Source organism: Pseudomonas indica NBRC 103045, from assembly GCF_002091635.1.
Lineage (GTDB): Bacteria > Pseudomonadota > Gammaproteobacteria > Pseudomonadales > Pseudomonadaceae > Pseudomonas_M > Pseudomonas_M indica.
In genome coordinates this window covers 128,213-143,110 of sequence record NZ_BDAC01000012.1, presented here as the reverse complement: position 1 = coordinate 143,110, position 14,898 = coordinate 128,213, and the positions used below count along the sequence as shown (strand labels likewise).

The following is a 14,898-nucleotide window of genomic DNA, read 5'->3' as shown; positions in this document are numbered from 1 at the left end:
CCGGTCGCGGCGTTGGTCGTTACTGGCGGATAGGCCTCAGTTGACCTGTCCGTGGCAATGCTTGTACTTCTTGCCGGACCCGCAGGGGCACGGTTCGTTGCGGCCGATCTTCTGCTCTTGGCGAACCGGCATCTGGGCCACTGCAGCACCACCCTCCTCCGCCTCGCCCTGGGGCTCAGGCGGCGGCTGCAGGGCGGAGGCCTCGGCGTGCTGGAACTGCATGCGCTGGGCCAGGGCCTCGGCTTCGCGCCGCAGACGTGCCTCTTCCTCGGCCGGGTCTTCGCGACGGACCTGGACATGGGACAGCACGCGAATGGTGTCGCGCTTGATGGAGTCCAACAGGTCCTGAAACAGGTTGAAGGACTCGCGCTTGTACTCCTGCTTCGGGTTCTTCTGAGCATAGCCGCGCAGGTGGATGCCGTAGCGCAGGTGGTCCATGGTCGACAGGTGGTCTTTCCAGAGGTCGTCCAGGACGCGGAGCAGAATCTGCTTCTCGAAGGTCCGCAGCGCTTCGGCGCCGGCCAGGTCTTCCTTCTCCTTGTAGGCATCCAGCAGCGCCTGGAGGATACGCTCGCGCAGGGTTTCCTCGTAGAGCTTCTCGTCCTCGTCGAGCCACTGCTGGATCGGCAGGTCGATGCCGAAATCGCTGCGCAGGGCCGCTTCCAGCCCACCGATATCCCACTGCTCAGGCAGGGACTGCGGCGGAATGTGCTGGTTGATGGCGTTGGTCAGCACTTCCTCGCGGAACTCGGCAATGGTCTCGCCGACGTCGGTGGCGGCCAGCAGGCTGTTGCGCATGTGGTAGATCACCTTGCGCTGCTCGTTGGCCACGTCGTCGAACTCGAGCAACTGCTTACGCATGTCGAAGTTACGGCCTTCGACCTTGCGCTGGGCCTTCTCGATGGCGTTGGTCACCATGCGGTGCTCGATCGCCTCGCCGGACTGCATGCCCAGCGCCTTCATGAAATTCTTCACCCGGTCGGAGGCGAAGATGCGCATCAGGTTGTCTTCCAGCGACAGGTAGAAACGGCTGGAACCCGGGTCGCCCTGGCGGCCGGCACGGCCACGCAGCTGGTTGTCGATACGACGGGACTCATGGCGCTCGGAAGCGATCACATGCAAGCCGCCCGCTTCGATCACCTGTTGGTGGCGCTTCTGCCAGTCCGCCTTGATCTGGGCGATCTGCTCCTCGCTGGGGCTCTCCAGCACCGCCACCTCGGCTTCCCAGTTGCCGCCGAGAAGAATGTCGGTACCACGACCGGCCATGTTGGTCGCAATGGTCACCGCCCCCGGACGACCGGCCTGGGCGATGATCTCGGCCTCCTTGTCGTGGAACTTGGCATTGAGGACCTTGTGCTCGATGCCTTCCTTCTGCAGCAGTTGGGAGACGTATTCCGAGCTCTCGATCGACGCGGTACCCACCAGCACCGGACGGCCATTGGCCTGGCATTCCTTGATGTCGGTGATGATCGCGGCGTACTTCTCTTCCTGGGTCAGGTAGACCAAGTCGTTGAAGTCCTTGCGTGCCAGCGGCTTGTTGGTGGGAATCACCACCACATCGAGGCCGTAGATCTGGTGGAATTCGAACGCCTCGGTGTCGGCGGTACCGGTCATGCCGGCCAGCTTCTTGTACAGGCGGAAGTAGTTCTGGAAGGTGGTCGAGGCAAGGGTCTGGCTCTCGGCCTGGATCGGCAGGCCTTCTTTCGCTTCGATGGCCTGGTGCAGGCCTTCGGAGAGACGACGGCCCGGCATGGTGCGGCCGGTGTGCTCGTCGATCAGCAGAACCTGATTGTTCTGCACGATGTATTCGATGTTGCGGTGGAACAGCTTGTGCGCGCGCAGGCCGGCATAGACGTGGGTCAGCAGCGACAGGTTGTGCGCGGAGTAGAGGCTCTCGCCCTCGGCCAGCAGGCCGGCCTGGGTGAGCATTTCCTCGATGAACTGGTGGCCCTGTTCGTTCAGCTCGACCTGGCGAGTCTTTTCGTCTACCGAGAAGTGGCCTTCCTGGGTGACGACGCCTTCCTCTTCCTCGATGTGCTGCTTGAGGCGCGGGATGAGCTGGTTGATCTGCTGGTAGAGCTTGGAGCTGTCTTCGGCCTGGCCGGAGATGATCAGCGGTGTACGCGCTTCGTCGATGAGGATCGAGTCCACTTCGTCGATCACGGCGAAATTCAGCTCGCGCTGGAACTTATCTTCCAGGCTGAATGCCATGTTGTCGCGCAGGTAGTCGAAACCGAGTTCGTTGTTGGTGCCGTAGGTGATGTCGGCGGCATAGGCGGCACGCTTTTCTTCCGGCGGCTGGAAGGGGGTGACGATGCCGACCGAAAGGCCGAGAAACTCGTATAGCGGACGCATCCAGTTGGCATCGCGGCGGGCCAGGTAGTCGTTCACCGTGACCACGTGCACGCCCTTGCCTTCGAGGGCGTTGAGGTAGACCGCCAGGGTCGCCACCAGGGTCTTGCCTTCACCGGTACGCATTTCGGCGATCTTGCCTTCATGCAGCGTCATGCCGCCGATCAGCTGAACGTCGAAGTGACGCATGCCCATCACCCGCTTGCCGGCTTCGCGAGCGACCGCGAAAGCCTCCGGCAGAACTTGGTCGAGGGTTTCGCCTTTAGCCAGACGGGCCTTGAACTCTACGGTCTTGGCGCGCAGTTGCTCGTCCGAAAGCGCCAGCATCTGCTGTTCCAGTGCGTTTATCGCCTGTACTGCCTTGAGCATGCGTTTGACTTCACGCTCGTTCTTGCTTCCAAAGAGTTTCTTCAACAAAGGCGCAAACATATCGGCAAAGACTTCCATTCTGGGGATGGAGGCACGGCCGCGGGCCGCCACGGCTGCGTGCAAAGGGGGCATTCTACTCGGAAACGGGAGAGAGGAAAGCGGCGGTTATTCCGCCGCGCTGGCACGGGCGATGAAGCTGGCAGGATTGATCACCATACCGTTGTGCAGCACTTCAAAGTGAACATGATAACCAGTCGAACGTCCGGTACTGCCAACCTTGGCGATCGTCTGACCGCGCTGTACCAGGTCGCCGACCTGGACCAGATTCTTCTGGTTGTGGGCATAAAGGGTGACATAGCCATCGGCATGGCTGATCTCGACCACATTGCCGTAGCCGTTCTTGCGCCCCGAGGAGGTGACCACGCCCGCCGCCACGGCGACCACATCGCTGCCGGGCTTGGCGGCGAAATCCACGCCCTTGTGCATGCTCAGGCGTCCGGTCAGCGGGTCGCTGCGACGACCGAACGGCGAGGACATATAGCCCTGCAGGACAGGGCGCCCAGACAACGATTCGGCCTCGCTCAAGCGCCGCTCGGCCAGCAATTGCTCCAGCACTTCGAGCAACTGCTCGCGGTTGTCCAAGCGCTCGGACAGGCTATCCAGGCTGTCCATGAACGGCGGCGGTGCATAGGCCGAGCCTTCCAGCGGCTCGTCGAGGCCGCCCTGACCCACGCTCAGGGAGAAATCGAATTCACTGGCGTCCAGATTGGCCAGCTCGGTGAGCCGCTCGCCCAAGGCATCGAGGCGGGTCAGGCGGGCCTGCAACTCCGCCAAGTGGGCGGCGAAGGCATCCAGTTGGCGCTGCGCATCGTCGCGGGTCGCACTGATTTCCGCGCGCTGTTCGTCGAGCAACGCATTCATCGGCTCATCCAGCGGAACGGTGGCCGAATGCGGTACCCACCAGGCACCCAGCGCAGCGCCGGCACCCAGGGCCAGCCCGATCAGCAGAAAGACTGCGCCGCACAGCAGGCGCAGATCGAGGCTGTATGAGCGCGTCGCGCCATGACGGCGGCTCAGGAAAATGATGTGCATGACGTCCCCTTGTGACCGAGCGCAATCGGTAGCCGTCTTTCTGCTACCATGGCCGCTCCCAATCTCAGGCGTCCTGCCATGATTTTTCGTCCCTTGCCGGCCCGGACACCCGCCGCGCTACTGAGCGAGGCGAAGCCGTTGAAAGCGCTGTTCAGCGAAGCCCAACGCCTCGCTCATCTGCAGCGTCTACTGGAAAGCCAGCTGCAACCGGCGGCGCGCAAACACTGCCATGTCGCCTCATGGCGCGACGGTTGCCTGTTGTTGATCATCACCGATGGCCATTGGGCCACCCGCTTGCGTTACCAGCAAAAACGCCTGCTACGGCAACTGCAGGTATTCGAAGAGTTCGCGACCTTAACGAAAATTCTCCTTAAGGTGCAACCTCCAACGCCCCAAAGGCGTGCACCCGGTCGCACTCTTTTCCTCTCCCCCTCCGCGTCGGAAAGCATCCAGGCGAGCGCCGAAACCGTCAGCGATCCCCGGCTCAAGGCGGCCCTGGAGCGTCTGGCCAGCCATGTGAAGCCCCACGAAGACGGCTGACCTACCCCCGACCGGTGCGACGATGAAACGCACCCGCACGCAGTGATCCGATGAAAGCGCAGGCAAAAAAGAGGCCACCCCAGGGGTGGCCTCGAAGTCTGGAAAAGGAGGGTCTTGCTTACACGGCCGCTACCGGGCGCATGTAGGAGATCGGTGCAGTCTTGGGATCGTCGAAGGTCACCACTTCCCAAGCGTCTTTCTGCTCGATCAGCGTGCGCAGCAGACGATTGTTCAGGGCATGGCCCGACTTGTACCCACGGAACTCGCCGATCAGGCTGTTACCGAGCAGGTAGAGATCGCCGATGGCGTCGAGAATCTTGTGTTTGACGAATTCGTCCTCGTAACGCAGGCCGTCTTCGTTCAGCACACGGTACTCGTCCACCACGATGGCGTTTTCCACGCTGCCGCCGAGTGCCAGGTTCTGCGAACGCAGGAACTCGATGTCACGCATGAAACCGAAGGTACGCGCACGACTGACTTCCTTGACGAACGAGGTGCTGGAGAAATCCACGCTCGCCGTCTGGGTACGCCCCCGGAATACCGGGTGGTCGAAGTCGATCTCGAAACTCACCTTGAAGCCGTCGAAGGGAAGGAAGGTGGCGCGCTTGTCGCCCTCCTGTACCGTCACTTCGCGCTTGATACGGATGAATTTCTTGTGCGCGTCCTGCTCCTGCAGGCCGGCGGATTGAATCAGGAATACGAAGGGACCGGCACTGCCATCCATGATCGGCACTTCGGACGCGGAGAGTTCGACGTAGGCGTTATCGATGCCCAGGCCAGCCATGGCCGAAAGCAGGTGCTCCACGGTGTCCACCTTGACGTCACCATTGACCAGCGTGGTCGACATGGTGGTTTCGCCGACGTTTTCGGCCCGGGCGGGAATTTCCACCATCGGATCGAGATCGGTACGGCAGAACACGATACCGGTATCCACCGGCGCCGGCTTCAGGGTCAGGTAAACCTTTTCCCCCGAGTGCAGGCCGACGCCCGTGGCGCGGATGATGTTCTTCAGGGTGCGTTGTCTGATCATGGCATTGGCCGCTATAGCACTAGTTGCGAATTGTTTTCAACAATGGCCGGCGATGATAGCAGAACCGGCCTTTGCTGAACACCAATCACCTTCACAGTCCTGATAAATTTCATCAATCAGCCTGACGACGCAGGAATGCCGGGATATCCAGGTAATCCAGATCGTCCTGGGGGTTGAGCTTGGCTGCGGTCGCCGCACCGGCATGGCTCTGACGCTGCACGGTGGGGCGCTCGTAGTCCTTGTAGTTGACTCCTTGCTCGCTACGCGGTGCAGCGGCGGCAGGTGCGGCCACAGCGGTCTGCACGGTGTTGTCGACGACCTTCACCGGCTTCTCGATGCGCGCGCCCAGGCCCGTGGCGACCACAGTGACGTGCAGCTCATCGCGCATGTCCGGATCGATCACGGTACCCACCTTGACGGTGGCGTGCTCGGAAGCGAACTGCTCGATGATGTTACCCACGTCGGAGTATTCGCCGAGGGACAGATCCGGACCAGCGGTAATGTTCACCAGGATGCCGCGGGCCCCCTGCAGGTTCACGTCCTCGAGCAGCGGATTGCGGATCGCCGCTTCGGTGGCTTCGCGCGCACGGTTCGGACCGCTGGCGCAGCCGGTGCCCATCATCGCCATGCCCATCTCGCTCATCACGGTCTTCACGTCGGCGAAGTCGACGTTGATCATGCCGGGACGCTTGATGATGTCGGAGATGCCGCGCACCGCACCGGCGAGCACGTCGTCGGCCTTGGCGAAGGCGGACAGCAGGCTGGCGTCCTTACCCAGGATGGTCAGCAGCTTCTCGTTGGGGATAGTGATCAGCGAGTCGACGCTCTCGGCCAGTGCGCGAATGCCTTCATCGGCGATCTGCATGCGCTTGCGGCCTTCGAACGGGAACGGACGGGTCACTACCGCCACGGTGAGGATACCCAGGTCCTTGGCCACTTCAGCGATGATCGGTGCCGCACCGGTACCGGTACCGCCGCCCATGCCGGTGGTGATGAAGACCATGTCGGTGCCTTGCAGCACTTCGGCGATGCGGTCGCGATCTTCCAGCGCGGCCTGACGGCCGACCTCCGGATTGGCGCCGGCGCCGAGGCCCTTGGTCACGCCGGTACCCAGTTGCAGCACCGTACGGGCGCCGACGTTCTTCAGCGCCTGGGCATCGGTGTTTGCGCAGATGAACTCGACGCCTTCGATGCTGCTCTTGGCCATGTGATTGACCGCGTTGCCACCGCCGCCACCGACGCCGATGACTTTGATGACTGCACTTTGTGGGACGTTGTCTACTAATTCGAACATTTTCCCTCTCCTTTCCTTTTCTAGTTTGTAACGCCTACCGCTACTGCATTCAGAAATTACCCTGGACCCAGCGTTTGAGCCGCTCCAGGACAGGTGTTTTGGGTTCATCGCTGAAACTGCCGAAACCGGACATGGGCACGCCGTCGGCCTGCTTCTGCAGGCCGTAGAGCAACAGCCCCACGCCGGTCGAATAGATCGGGTTGCGCACCACGTCGGCCAGCCCCTTGACGCTGTGGGGTACACCGAGGCGCACCGGCATATGGAAGATTTCCTCGGCCAGTTCGACCGCGCCTTCCATCTTCGAAGTACCGCCGGTGAGAACGATCCCCGCCGGAATCAGATCCTCGTAGCCGCTACGCCGCAGTTCGGCCTGGATCAGGGTGAACAGCTCGTCGTAGCGCGGCTCGACCACCTCGGCCAGGGCCTGGCGGGACAGTTCGCGCGGCGGACGATCGCCGACGCTGGGCACCTTGATGGTCTCGCCCGCACCGGCCAGCTTGGCCAGGGCACAGGCATAGCGGATCTTGATTTCCTCGGCATACTGCGTCGGGGTGCGCAGGGCCATGGCGATGTCGTTGGTCACTTGGTCGCCGGCAATCGGAATCACCGCGGTGTGACGGATGGCGCCCTCGGTGAAGATGGCGATGTCGGTGGTGCCGCCGCCGATATCCACCAGGCAGACGCCCAGTTCCTTCTCGTCCTCGGTAAGCACCGAATAGGCCGAGGCCAGTTGTTCGAGAATGATGTCGTCGACTTCCAGGCCACAGCGGCGCACGCATTTCTCGACGTTCTGCGCCGCATTCACCGCGCAAGTCACCACGTGGACCTTGGCCTCCAAACGGACGCCGGACATGCCCAGCGGCTCGCGCACGCCTTCCTGGTTATCGATGACGTAATCCTGCGGCAGGGTATGCAGCACCCGCTGGTCGGCCGGGATCGCCACCGCCTGGGCGGCATCCAGCACGCGCTCGATATCGGCCGGGCTCACTTCCCGGTCGCGGATGGCGACGATGCCGTGGGAGTTCAGGCTGCGGATATGGTTGCCGGCCACCCCGACGAAGGCCGAGTGGATGCGGCAGCCGGCCATCAGTTGGGCTTCTTCGACGGCACGCTGGATCGACTGCACAGTGGACTCGATGTTCACCACCACGCCCTTCTTCAGGCCACGCGACGGGTGCGTCCCGATGCCGACGATTTCCAGTTGGCCGTCCGCGGCAACCTCGCCCACCAACGCCACCACCTTGGAGGTGCCGATGTCCAGGCCGACGATCATCTTGCCGCTCTGCACACTTGCCATGATTGTTCCGTTCTCCTCAATTCTCTGCGCGGGCGGTCATCGCCGCCGCGTCGGGCACCGGCGCACGCCACGCCACGGCCAGGCCGTTGGGGTAACGCAGGTCGATGCGCTCTATATTCGCGATCTGCTCTTTCAGCGCCTTGTCGTAAATGCTGATGAAGCGGCGCATCTTCTCCACCAAGTGGTCGCGTCCGAGCAACAGTTCGATGGACTGGCCGTCGCTGCCCGCCCCCGTGGTCAGGAACCAGCTACCCCGTTCGCGCAGCTCCAGGCGCGCCACGGAGAAGCCCAGCGGGCGCAGCATCTGGCTGAGTACCTGGTATTGCTGCATGACCCGCTGCTGCGCACGCTTCGGCCCATAGAGCTGCGGCAGGTGCTCGTAGTGCGCCGATTCGCGCGGCGCGAACGCCTGCCCCTGGTTGTTCAGCAGCGCCTCGTCGCCCCAACGGGCAATCGGCAGTTGCTCCTCCAGGCGGATCAGCACCTGATCCGGCCATACGCGACGCACCTCGGCATGGGCGATCCAGGGCATTTGCTCCAGCTCGCCGCGCATGCCGGCCAGGTCGACGGTGAAGAAGCTCGCCTCGACGAACGGTGCGATACGCTGCTGCACCGCCTGCTGGCTGATGTAACTGAGGTCGCCTTCCACACTGACCTTGACGATCGGCCGGTCGGCATAAGGCAACAACCGCTGGGCCAGCTCGTAGGCACCGAACCCCAGCCCAACCAGCAACAGCGGCCAGGCCAGACGCTTGAACAGCGCGAAGTTGGGCTTCGGCAAACGCGCCGACAACGGTTCCTTGGCCACCATCCGACTGGCACCCCGCGGCGCCGGCTTGCGCATGGAGGCGCGGCCGCTGCCGGGTTGCTGATGACGGAGAGTGGCGCCGTGCATGCTCAGCCCCTCGCCTCGACGCTATCGGCCAGGATCGCCAGCACCAATTGCTGGAAATCCAGCCCGGCCGCGCGTGCAGCCATGGGCACCAGGCTGTGGTCGGTCATGCCGGGAACCGTGTTCACTTCGAGCAGCCAGAATTGGCCGGCACTGTCCTGCATCACATCGACGCGCGCCCAGCCCTGGGTGCCGACCGCTTCGCAGGCGCGGGCGGTCAGGACCTTCAACTCGTCTTCCTTGGCCGCGTCCAGGCCGCAGGGAATCCGGTACTGGGTATCGGAGGCCAGGTACTTGGCGTCGTAGTCGTAGAAGCTGTGCGGCGTACCCAGGCCGATCGGCGGCAGCACCTGCCCACGCAGCATGGCGATGGTGAACTCGGGGCCGTTGATCCACTGCTCGACCAGGACTTGGGAATCGAAACTGCTGGCAGCCTGCCAGGCGGCGATCAGCTCTTCCACGCTGGTCACCTTGGCCATGCCGATACTGGAACCTTCATGGGCCGGTTTGACGATCAACGGAAAGCCCAGTTCCGCCGCAGCCGACCGGCAGTCGGATTCATTGGCGAGCACGGCGTGGCGCGGCGTCGGCAGGCCGAGGCTGTGCCACACCTGCTTGGTGCGCAGCTTGTCCATCGCCAGCGCGGAAGCCAGGATGCCGCTGCCCGTGTAGGGGATTCCGGCGCACTCCAGCAAGCCCTGCATGCTGCCATCTTCGCCACCCCGTCCATGCAGGACGATGAAGGCGCGGTCGATCCGCTCGGCCAACAGGCGTTGCAGGAAATCCTCGCCAACATCGATACCGAACGCATCCACGCCAGCGGTCTGCAGGGCCTGCAGCACCATGGCACCGGATTTCAGGGAGACCTCGCGTTCGGCACTGCGGCCGCCATAAAGCACGGCGACGCGTCCGAAGGCCCTAGGATCGAGGGTGGATTTCAGTTCGACACTCATTTCGAACTCCTTTCGCCGGCTTCACTGGCGGCGAACAGAGGGCTCTGGATCAGTTGCGGTGCCAGGCCGCCGATGTCGCCGGCCCCTTGGCAAAGCAGGATGTCACCGGCACGCAGCAGCGGCTTGAGCGTCGGCGCCAGGTCGACGCCACGCTCGACGTAGATCGGGTCCAGTTGGCCGCGCTGGCGGATGCTGTGGCACAGATGACGGCTGTCGGCGCCGGGGATCGGTTCCTCGCCCGCCGGATAGACCTCCATCAGCAACAGGACGTTGGCCTCTCCGAGGACCTGCACGAAGTCGTCATAGAGATCGCGGGTGCGGGTATAGCGATGCGGCTGGTAGACGATCACCAGCCGGCGCTCCGGCCAGCCACCGCGTACCGCCTTGATCACCGCCGCCACTTCGCGCGGATGGTGTCCGTAGTCGTCCACCAGCATCACGCTACCGCCATCCACCGGCAGCTCGCCGTAGACCTGGAAACGCCGGCCCACGCCTTGGAAGCCCGACAGCCCCTGGACGATCGCGTCGTCGCTGATGCCTTCGTCGGTGGCGATAGCGATGGTCGCCAGGGCGTTGAGCACGTTGTGGTTGCCCGGCATGTTCACCGAGACGTCCAGCGGCTCACGATCCTTGCGCAGCACGGTGAAGTAGGTACGCATGCCTTCCTGGCGCACGTTGATGGCGCGCACGTCGGCGTTCTCGGCGAAGCCGTAGGTCAGGGTCGGGCGCGCCACCTGCGGCAGGATTTCGCGCACCACCGGGTCGTCCACGCAGACCACCGCCAGACCGTAGAACGGCAGGTTGTGGAGGAATTCGATGAAGGTCTTCTTCAGCTTGTTGAAGTCGCCTTCATAGGTGCTCATGTGATCCGCATCGATGTTGGTCACCACGGCGACCATCGGCTGCAGATGCAGGAAGCTGGCATCGCTTTCGTCGGCCTCGGCCACCAGATAGCGGCTGGTGCCCAGCTGCGCGTTGGTACCGGCGGCATTCAGCCGGCCACCGATGACGAAGGTCGGGTCGAGCCCGCCAGCGGCGAACACCGAGGCGATCAGGCTGGTAGTAGTGGTCTTGCCGTGGGTGCCGGCCACCGCGATGCCGTGGCGATAGCGCATCAGCTCGGCGAGCATTTCGGCGCGCGGAACCACGGGAATGCGCCGTGCCAGGGCCGTCGCGACTTCCGGGTTGGCGGTATTGATCGCGCTGGAAACCACCAGCACGTCAGCCTGTTCGGCATTCTCGGCACGGTGGCCGATGAATACCTGCGCACCGAAACTCTCCAGGCGCTCGGTCACCGCGGAGGCCTTAAGGTCGGAGCCGGAAACTTCGTAGCCGAGGTTCAGCAGCACTTCGGCGATACCACACATGCCTGCACCGCCGATCCCGACGAAGTGGATGCGACGGATGCGGCGCATGCGGCGGATCTCGGCTTTGGCTGCAGCGGGCGATTTAGCCATGGGCCACCTCCAGACAGATATCCACCACGCTGCGGGTGGCGTCGGGCTTGGCCAGACGGCGGGCTGTCGCGCCCATGGCCTTGAGTTTTTCCGGTTGCATCAAAACCTCGGTCAGCTGCGCGGCCAGCGTGGCGGCGTCAGTCGTGCGTTGCGGCAGAAGGACGGCGGCGCCCTCCTTCGCCAGATAATCGGCGTTACGGGTCTGGTGGTCGTCGATCGCATGCGGCAACGGCACCAGGAACGACGGCAGCCCGGCGGCGGCCAGTTCGCTGACGGTGAGCGCGCCGGCGCGGCAGATCACCAGATCGGCCCAGGCGTAGGCCCGCGCCATGTCCTTGATGAAGGGCGCCACCTCGGCCTCGACTCCGACGGCGCGGTAGCGCTCGACGGTGATCTCGTGGTGCTGCCTGCCGGCCTGATGGAACACCTCGGGACGCAACTCCGCAGACACCTGGGCCAACGCCTCCGGCAGCAGCTTGTTGAGTGGCTCGGCGCCCAGGCTGCCGCCCAGGATCAGCAAGCGCGGCTTGCGGCCTTGCAGCGTCTGGCGTGGCGTTTCCAGGAACAGTTCCTCGCGCACCGGGTTGCCGGTGGTGCGACGCTTGGCAGACGTGGCGAAGGTTTCCGGGAAGGCCTCGCATACCCGGCTCGAAAGCGGAGCCAGGGCACGGTTGGCAGTCCCGGCCACGGCGTTCTGCTCGTGAATGATCAGTGGCACGCCAGCCAGCCGTGCAGCCAGGCCGCCCGGCCCGGTCACGTAGCCGCCCATGCCCAACACACAGACCGGCTGCAACTCGCGCATCACCCGACGCGCCTGGAACAGCGCCTTGATCAACTGGAACGGCGCCTTCAGCAGCGACGCAATGCCCTTGCCGCGCAAGCCGCTGACCTGGATCAGGTGCAACGGCAGACCGGCCTGGGGCACCAGATCGTTTTCGATACCGCGCGGCGTTCCCAGCCAATGCACGGAATAACCACGCGCCTTGAACTCCTGGGCGCAGGCGAGTGCCGGGAACACATGGCCCCCGGTGCCCCCCGCCATGATCAGCACGTTAGCGGGCATGGCTCACACCCTCCGTGCCGTCTTCGGGAAAATCTTCTTCGGCAAACTCCACATCCTCTGTCCCCAGCACAGTGCGGCGCTCCCATTCGATACGCAGCAACAGGCCGAGGCTGAGGCAGCAGATCACCAGCGAGCTGCCGCCGTAGCTGAGGAACGGCAAGGTCAGGCCCTTGGTGGGCAACAGGCCGATGTTCACACCGATATTGATCAGGAACTGGCCAATCCAGAGAAACGCCAGACCATAGGCCGTATAGGCGGCGAAGAACTGCTTGGCCTTCTCCGCCCACAACCCGATGTACAAGGCACGCACGCTGACGAAGAGGAACAGCCCCAGGGTCGCCAAGGCGCCGACCATGCCAAGTTCTTCGGCAAGCACCGCGTAGACGAAATCGGTATGCGCCTCGGGCAGGTAGAACTGCTTCTGGATACTGTTGCCCAGCCCGACGCCGAACCATTCGCCCCGACCGAAGGCGATCAGTGCCTGGGTCAACTGGTAGCCGGAACCGAACTGGTCGGCCCAGGGGTCGGTGAAAGTGATCAGGCGTTGCAGGCGGTACTCCTGGGTCTGTACCAGGACGAACACCGCACCCACGGCCAGCGCCACCATCAAGCTGAAGCGGAACAGACCGACACCGCCGAGGAACAACATGGCGGCGGCCGAACCCATCATGACCACGGTGGCACCGAAGTCGGGCTCCAACAGCAGCAGGCCGGCCATCGGCAGCAGCACGACGAACGGCTTGAAGAAGCCGGCCCAGCTCTCGCGCACCTCTTCCTGGCGGCGGACCAGATAACCGGCGAGGTAGAGCACCACGAAGACCTTGGCGATTTCCGAGGGCTGGACGTTGAACGCACCGAAGCCGATCCAGCGCATGGAGCCGTTCACCTCGCGCCCGATATGCGGCACCAGCACCAGCACCAGCAACCCGAAGGCGCCGATCAACAGGACCCAGCCCAGGCGCTGCCAGGTGGACAGCGGAATCATCAGCACCAGTCCGCAGACACCGAGTCCGATCACCAGATAAACCAGGTGGCGGATCATGTGATACAGCGGATTGCCGGATAGCGCGGCAGCCACTTCGGAGGATGCCGAGGTGATCATCACCAGCCCCAGGCCGAGCAGCGCCAGACAACCGGCCAGCAAGGGGAAGTCGACATCCAGACCGCGACGGCTGAACAGCGGGGACGGGTACGGACGCAGCAGGGACAGCATCAGTGCAACCCCTCCGCAGCCTGGGCGAACAGACGTCCGCGCTCTTCGAAATTCTTGAACATGTCCAGGCTGGCGCAGGCGGGCGACAGCAGTACCGCATCGCCGGACGACGCCAGTTCGGCCGCATTCCGGACAGCCTCGTCGAGCGTCTTCACCCGCACCAGCGGTGCCGCTCCGTCCAATGCTTCGGCCAGACGCTCGGCATCGCGGCCGAGCAACACCACGGCCCGGCAGAAGCGGCCCACCGGCGTACGCAGGGCGGAAAAGTCCGCCCCCTTGCCGTCGCCACCGGCGATCAGCACCAGCTTGCCGGGAATGTCTGCCCCCAGTCCTTCGATGGCCGCCAGCGCCGCACCGACGTTGGTGGCCTTGGAGTCGTCGTAATAATTAACACCGTTGCGCTCGCGCACCCACTGGCAGCGATGCGGCAGGCCGGTGAAGCCACGCAGCGTATCCAGCATCGGCTCGAACGGCAGGCCCACGGCATGGCCAAGAGCTAGCGCAGCCAGGGCATTGGCCTGGTTGTGCGCGCCACGCATCTTCAACTCACGCACCGGCATCAAGGCCTGGAACTGGAAGGCCAGGTGCTTCTCGCCGTTTTCCTCGATCAAGCCGAAGCCCTTGAAGTCCGGTTTGTCCAGGCCGAAGGTCCAGCACGGCACCTGATCGGCGATCAGCGGCCGGGACAACGCGTCCTGACGGTTCACCACCACCTGGCGGGCGCCACGGAAGATACGGTGCTTGGCCAGGTGGTAGGCCTGCAGATCGTCATAGCGGTCCATGTGGTCTTCGCTGACGTTCAGGCAGGTGGCGACCTCGGCATTCATCCGCTCGGTGGTCTCCAACTGGAAACTCGACAACTCGAGCACGTAGAGCTCCACCGCATCATCCAGCAAGTCCAGCGCCGGCGTGCCCAGGTTGCCGCCGACCGCGACCTTGCGCCCCGCCGCCGCGGCCATTTCGCCGACCAGCGTGGTCACGGTGCTCTTGGCGTTGGAGCCGGTGATGGCGACGATTGGTGCCTTGGCATGACGGACGAACAGGTCGATATCGCCGGACATCTTCACGCCCCGCGCCGCGACTTCACGCAGCGCCGGCGTAGCCAATGCCAGGCCCGGACTGACGTACAGCTCGCCGGCTCGGGACAGGAATTCCACGTCCAGCGCACCGCAACGCACCTCGACCTGCGGGAACTGCGTCTTGAGGGCGGCCAGTTCCGGCGGATTCTCGCGCGTATCGGCAACAGCAAAGGGCAAGCCTTGGCGCGCCAGGAAGCGCACCAGGGACATGCCGCTCTTGCCGAGGCCGACAACGATGCGGAAATGGTCGGAAGCGATCAGGCTCAT

The 14,898-nt window shown here is 63.9% G+C and carries 12 protein-coding genes; 1 reads left to right on the top strand and 11 read right to left on the bottom strand.

From position 1 onward, the window contains the following. Positions 1-36: 36 nt before the first annotated feature. On the bottom strand, positions 37-2,781 hold the full coding sequence (gene secA / locus PIN01S_RS15585) for a preprotein translocase subunit SecA (protein WP_084336636.1): 2,745 nt from the start codon (positions 2,779-2,781) through the stop codon (positions 37-39). Positions 2,782-2,886: 105 nt separating this feature from the next. Beyond that, complete coding sequence (locus PIN01S_RS15580) at positions 2,887-3,813, bottom strand: M23 family metallopeptidase (RefSeq protein WP_084336634.1); 927 nt, start codon at positions 3,811-3,813, stop codon at positions 2,887-2,889. 78 nt (positions 3,814-3,891) lie between these two features. Here PIN01S_RS15580 and PIN01S_RS15575 point away from each other — a divergent pair, with 78 nt between their 5' ends. Further along, entirely contained in the window at positions 3,892-4,353 is a 462-nt protein-coding gene (locus tag PIN01S_RS15575) for a DUF721 domain-containing protein (protein ID WP_084336632.1), read from the top strand. 118 nt (positions 4,354-4,471) lie between these two features. Here PIN01S_RS15575 and lpxC read toward each other — a convergent pair whose 3' ends face one another. The 9 genes from lpxC to murD form a co-directional block, all read right to left on the bottom strand. Beyond that, positions 4,472-5,383 carry a UDP-3-O-acyl-N-acetylglucosamine deacetylase gene (lpxC, locus tag PIN01S_RS15570; protein ID WP_084336630.1) on the bottom strand — a complete coding sequence of 304 codons (912 nt, stop codon included), beginning with the start codon at positions 5,381-5,383 and terminating at the stop codon, positions 4,472-4,474. Between the two features lie 112 nt (positions 5,384-5,495). Further along, a complete protein-coding gene (gene ftsZ, locus PIN01S_RS15565) occupies positions 5,496-6,677 on the bottom strand; it encodes a cell division protein FtsZ (protein ID WP_084336628.1) in 1,182 nt (393 codons plus the stop codon). A 49-nt stretch (positions 6,678-6,726) separates the two neighbouring features. Continuing rightward, positions 6,727-7,974 (bottom strand): cell division protein FtsA, encoded by a 1,248-nt coding sequence (ftsA, locus tag PIN01S_RS15560; RefSeq protein WP_084336626.1) that lies wholly within the window; start codon positions 7,972-7,974, stop codon positions 6,727-6,729. A gap of 16 nt (positions 7,975-7,990) precedes the next feature. Beyond that, complete coding sequence (locus PIN01S_RS15555; protein WP_084336624.1) at positions 7,991-8,869, bottom strand: cell division protein FtsQ/DivIB; 879 nt, start codon at positions 8,867-8,869, stop codon at positions 7,991-7,993. A 2-nt stretch (positions 8,870-8,871) separates the two neighbouring features. After that, positions 8,872-9,819: a D-alanine--D-alanine ligase gene (locus tag PIN01S_RS15550; RefSeq protein WP_084336622.1), complete on the bottom strand. Its 948-nt coding sequence runs from the start codon at positions 9,817-9,819 to the stop codon at positions 8,872-8,874. Beyond that, positions 9,816-11,276: a UDP-N-acetylmuramate--L-alanine ligase gene (gene murC, locus PIN01S_RS15545; RefSeq protein WP_084336620.1), complete on the bottom strand. Its 1,461-nt coding sequence runs from the start codon at positions 11,274-11,276 to the stop codon at positions 9,816-9,818. The genes PIN01S_RS15550 and murC overlap by 4 nt, the downstream gene beginning before the upstream one ends. Then, the gene (gene murG / locus PIN01S_RS15540; protein ID WP_084336618.1) at positions 11,269-12,339 is read right to left on the bottom strand and encodes an undecaprenyldiphospho-muramoylpentapeptide beta-N-acetylglucosaminyltransferase; all 1,071 of its coding nucleotides are present in this window, start codon (positions 12,337-12,339) and stop codon (positions 11,269-11,271) included. Before murG ends, murC begins: the two co-directional genes overlap by 8 nt. After that, positions 12,329-13,552: a putative lipid II flippase FtsW gene (gene ftsW, locus PIN01S_RS15535; RefSeq protein ID WP_084336616.1), complete on the bottom strand. Its 1,224-nt coding sequence runs from the start codon at positions 13,550-13,552 to the stop codon at positions 12,329-12,331. The genes murG and ftsW overlap by 11 nt, the downstream gene beginning before the upstream one ends. Beyond that, positions 13,552-14,898 (bottom strand): UDP-N-acetylmuramoyl-L-alanine--D-glutamate ligase, encoded by a 1,347-nt coding sequence (murD, locus tag PIN01S_RS15530; protein WP_084336614.1) that lies wholly within the window; start codon positions 14,896-14,898, stop codon positions 13,552-13,554. Before murD ends, ftsW begins: the two co-directional genes overlap by 1 nt.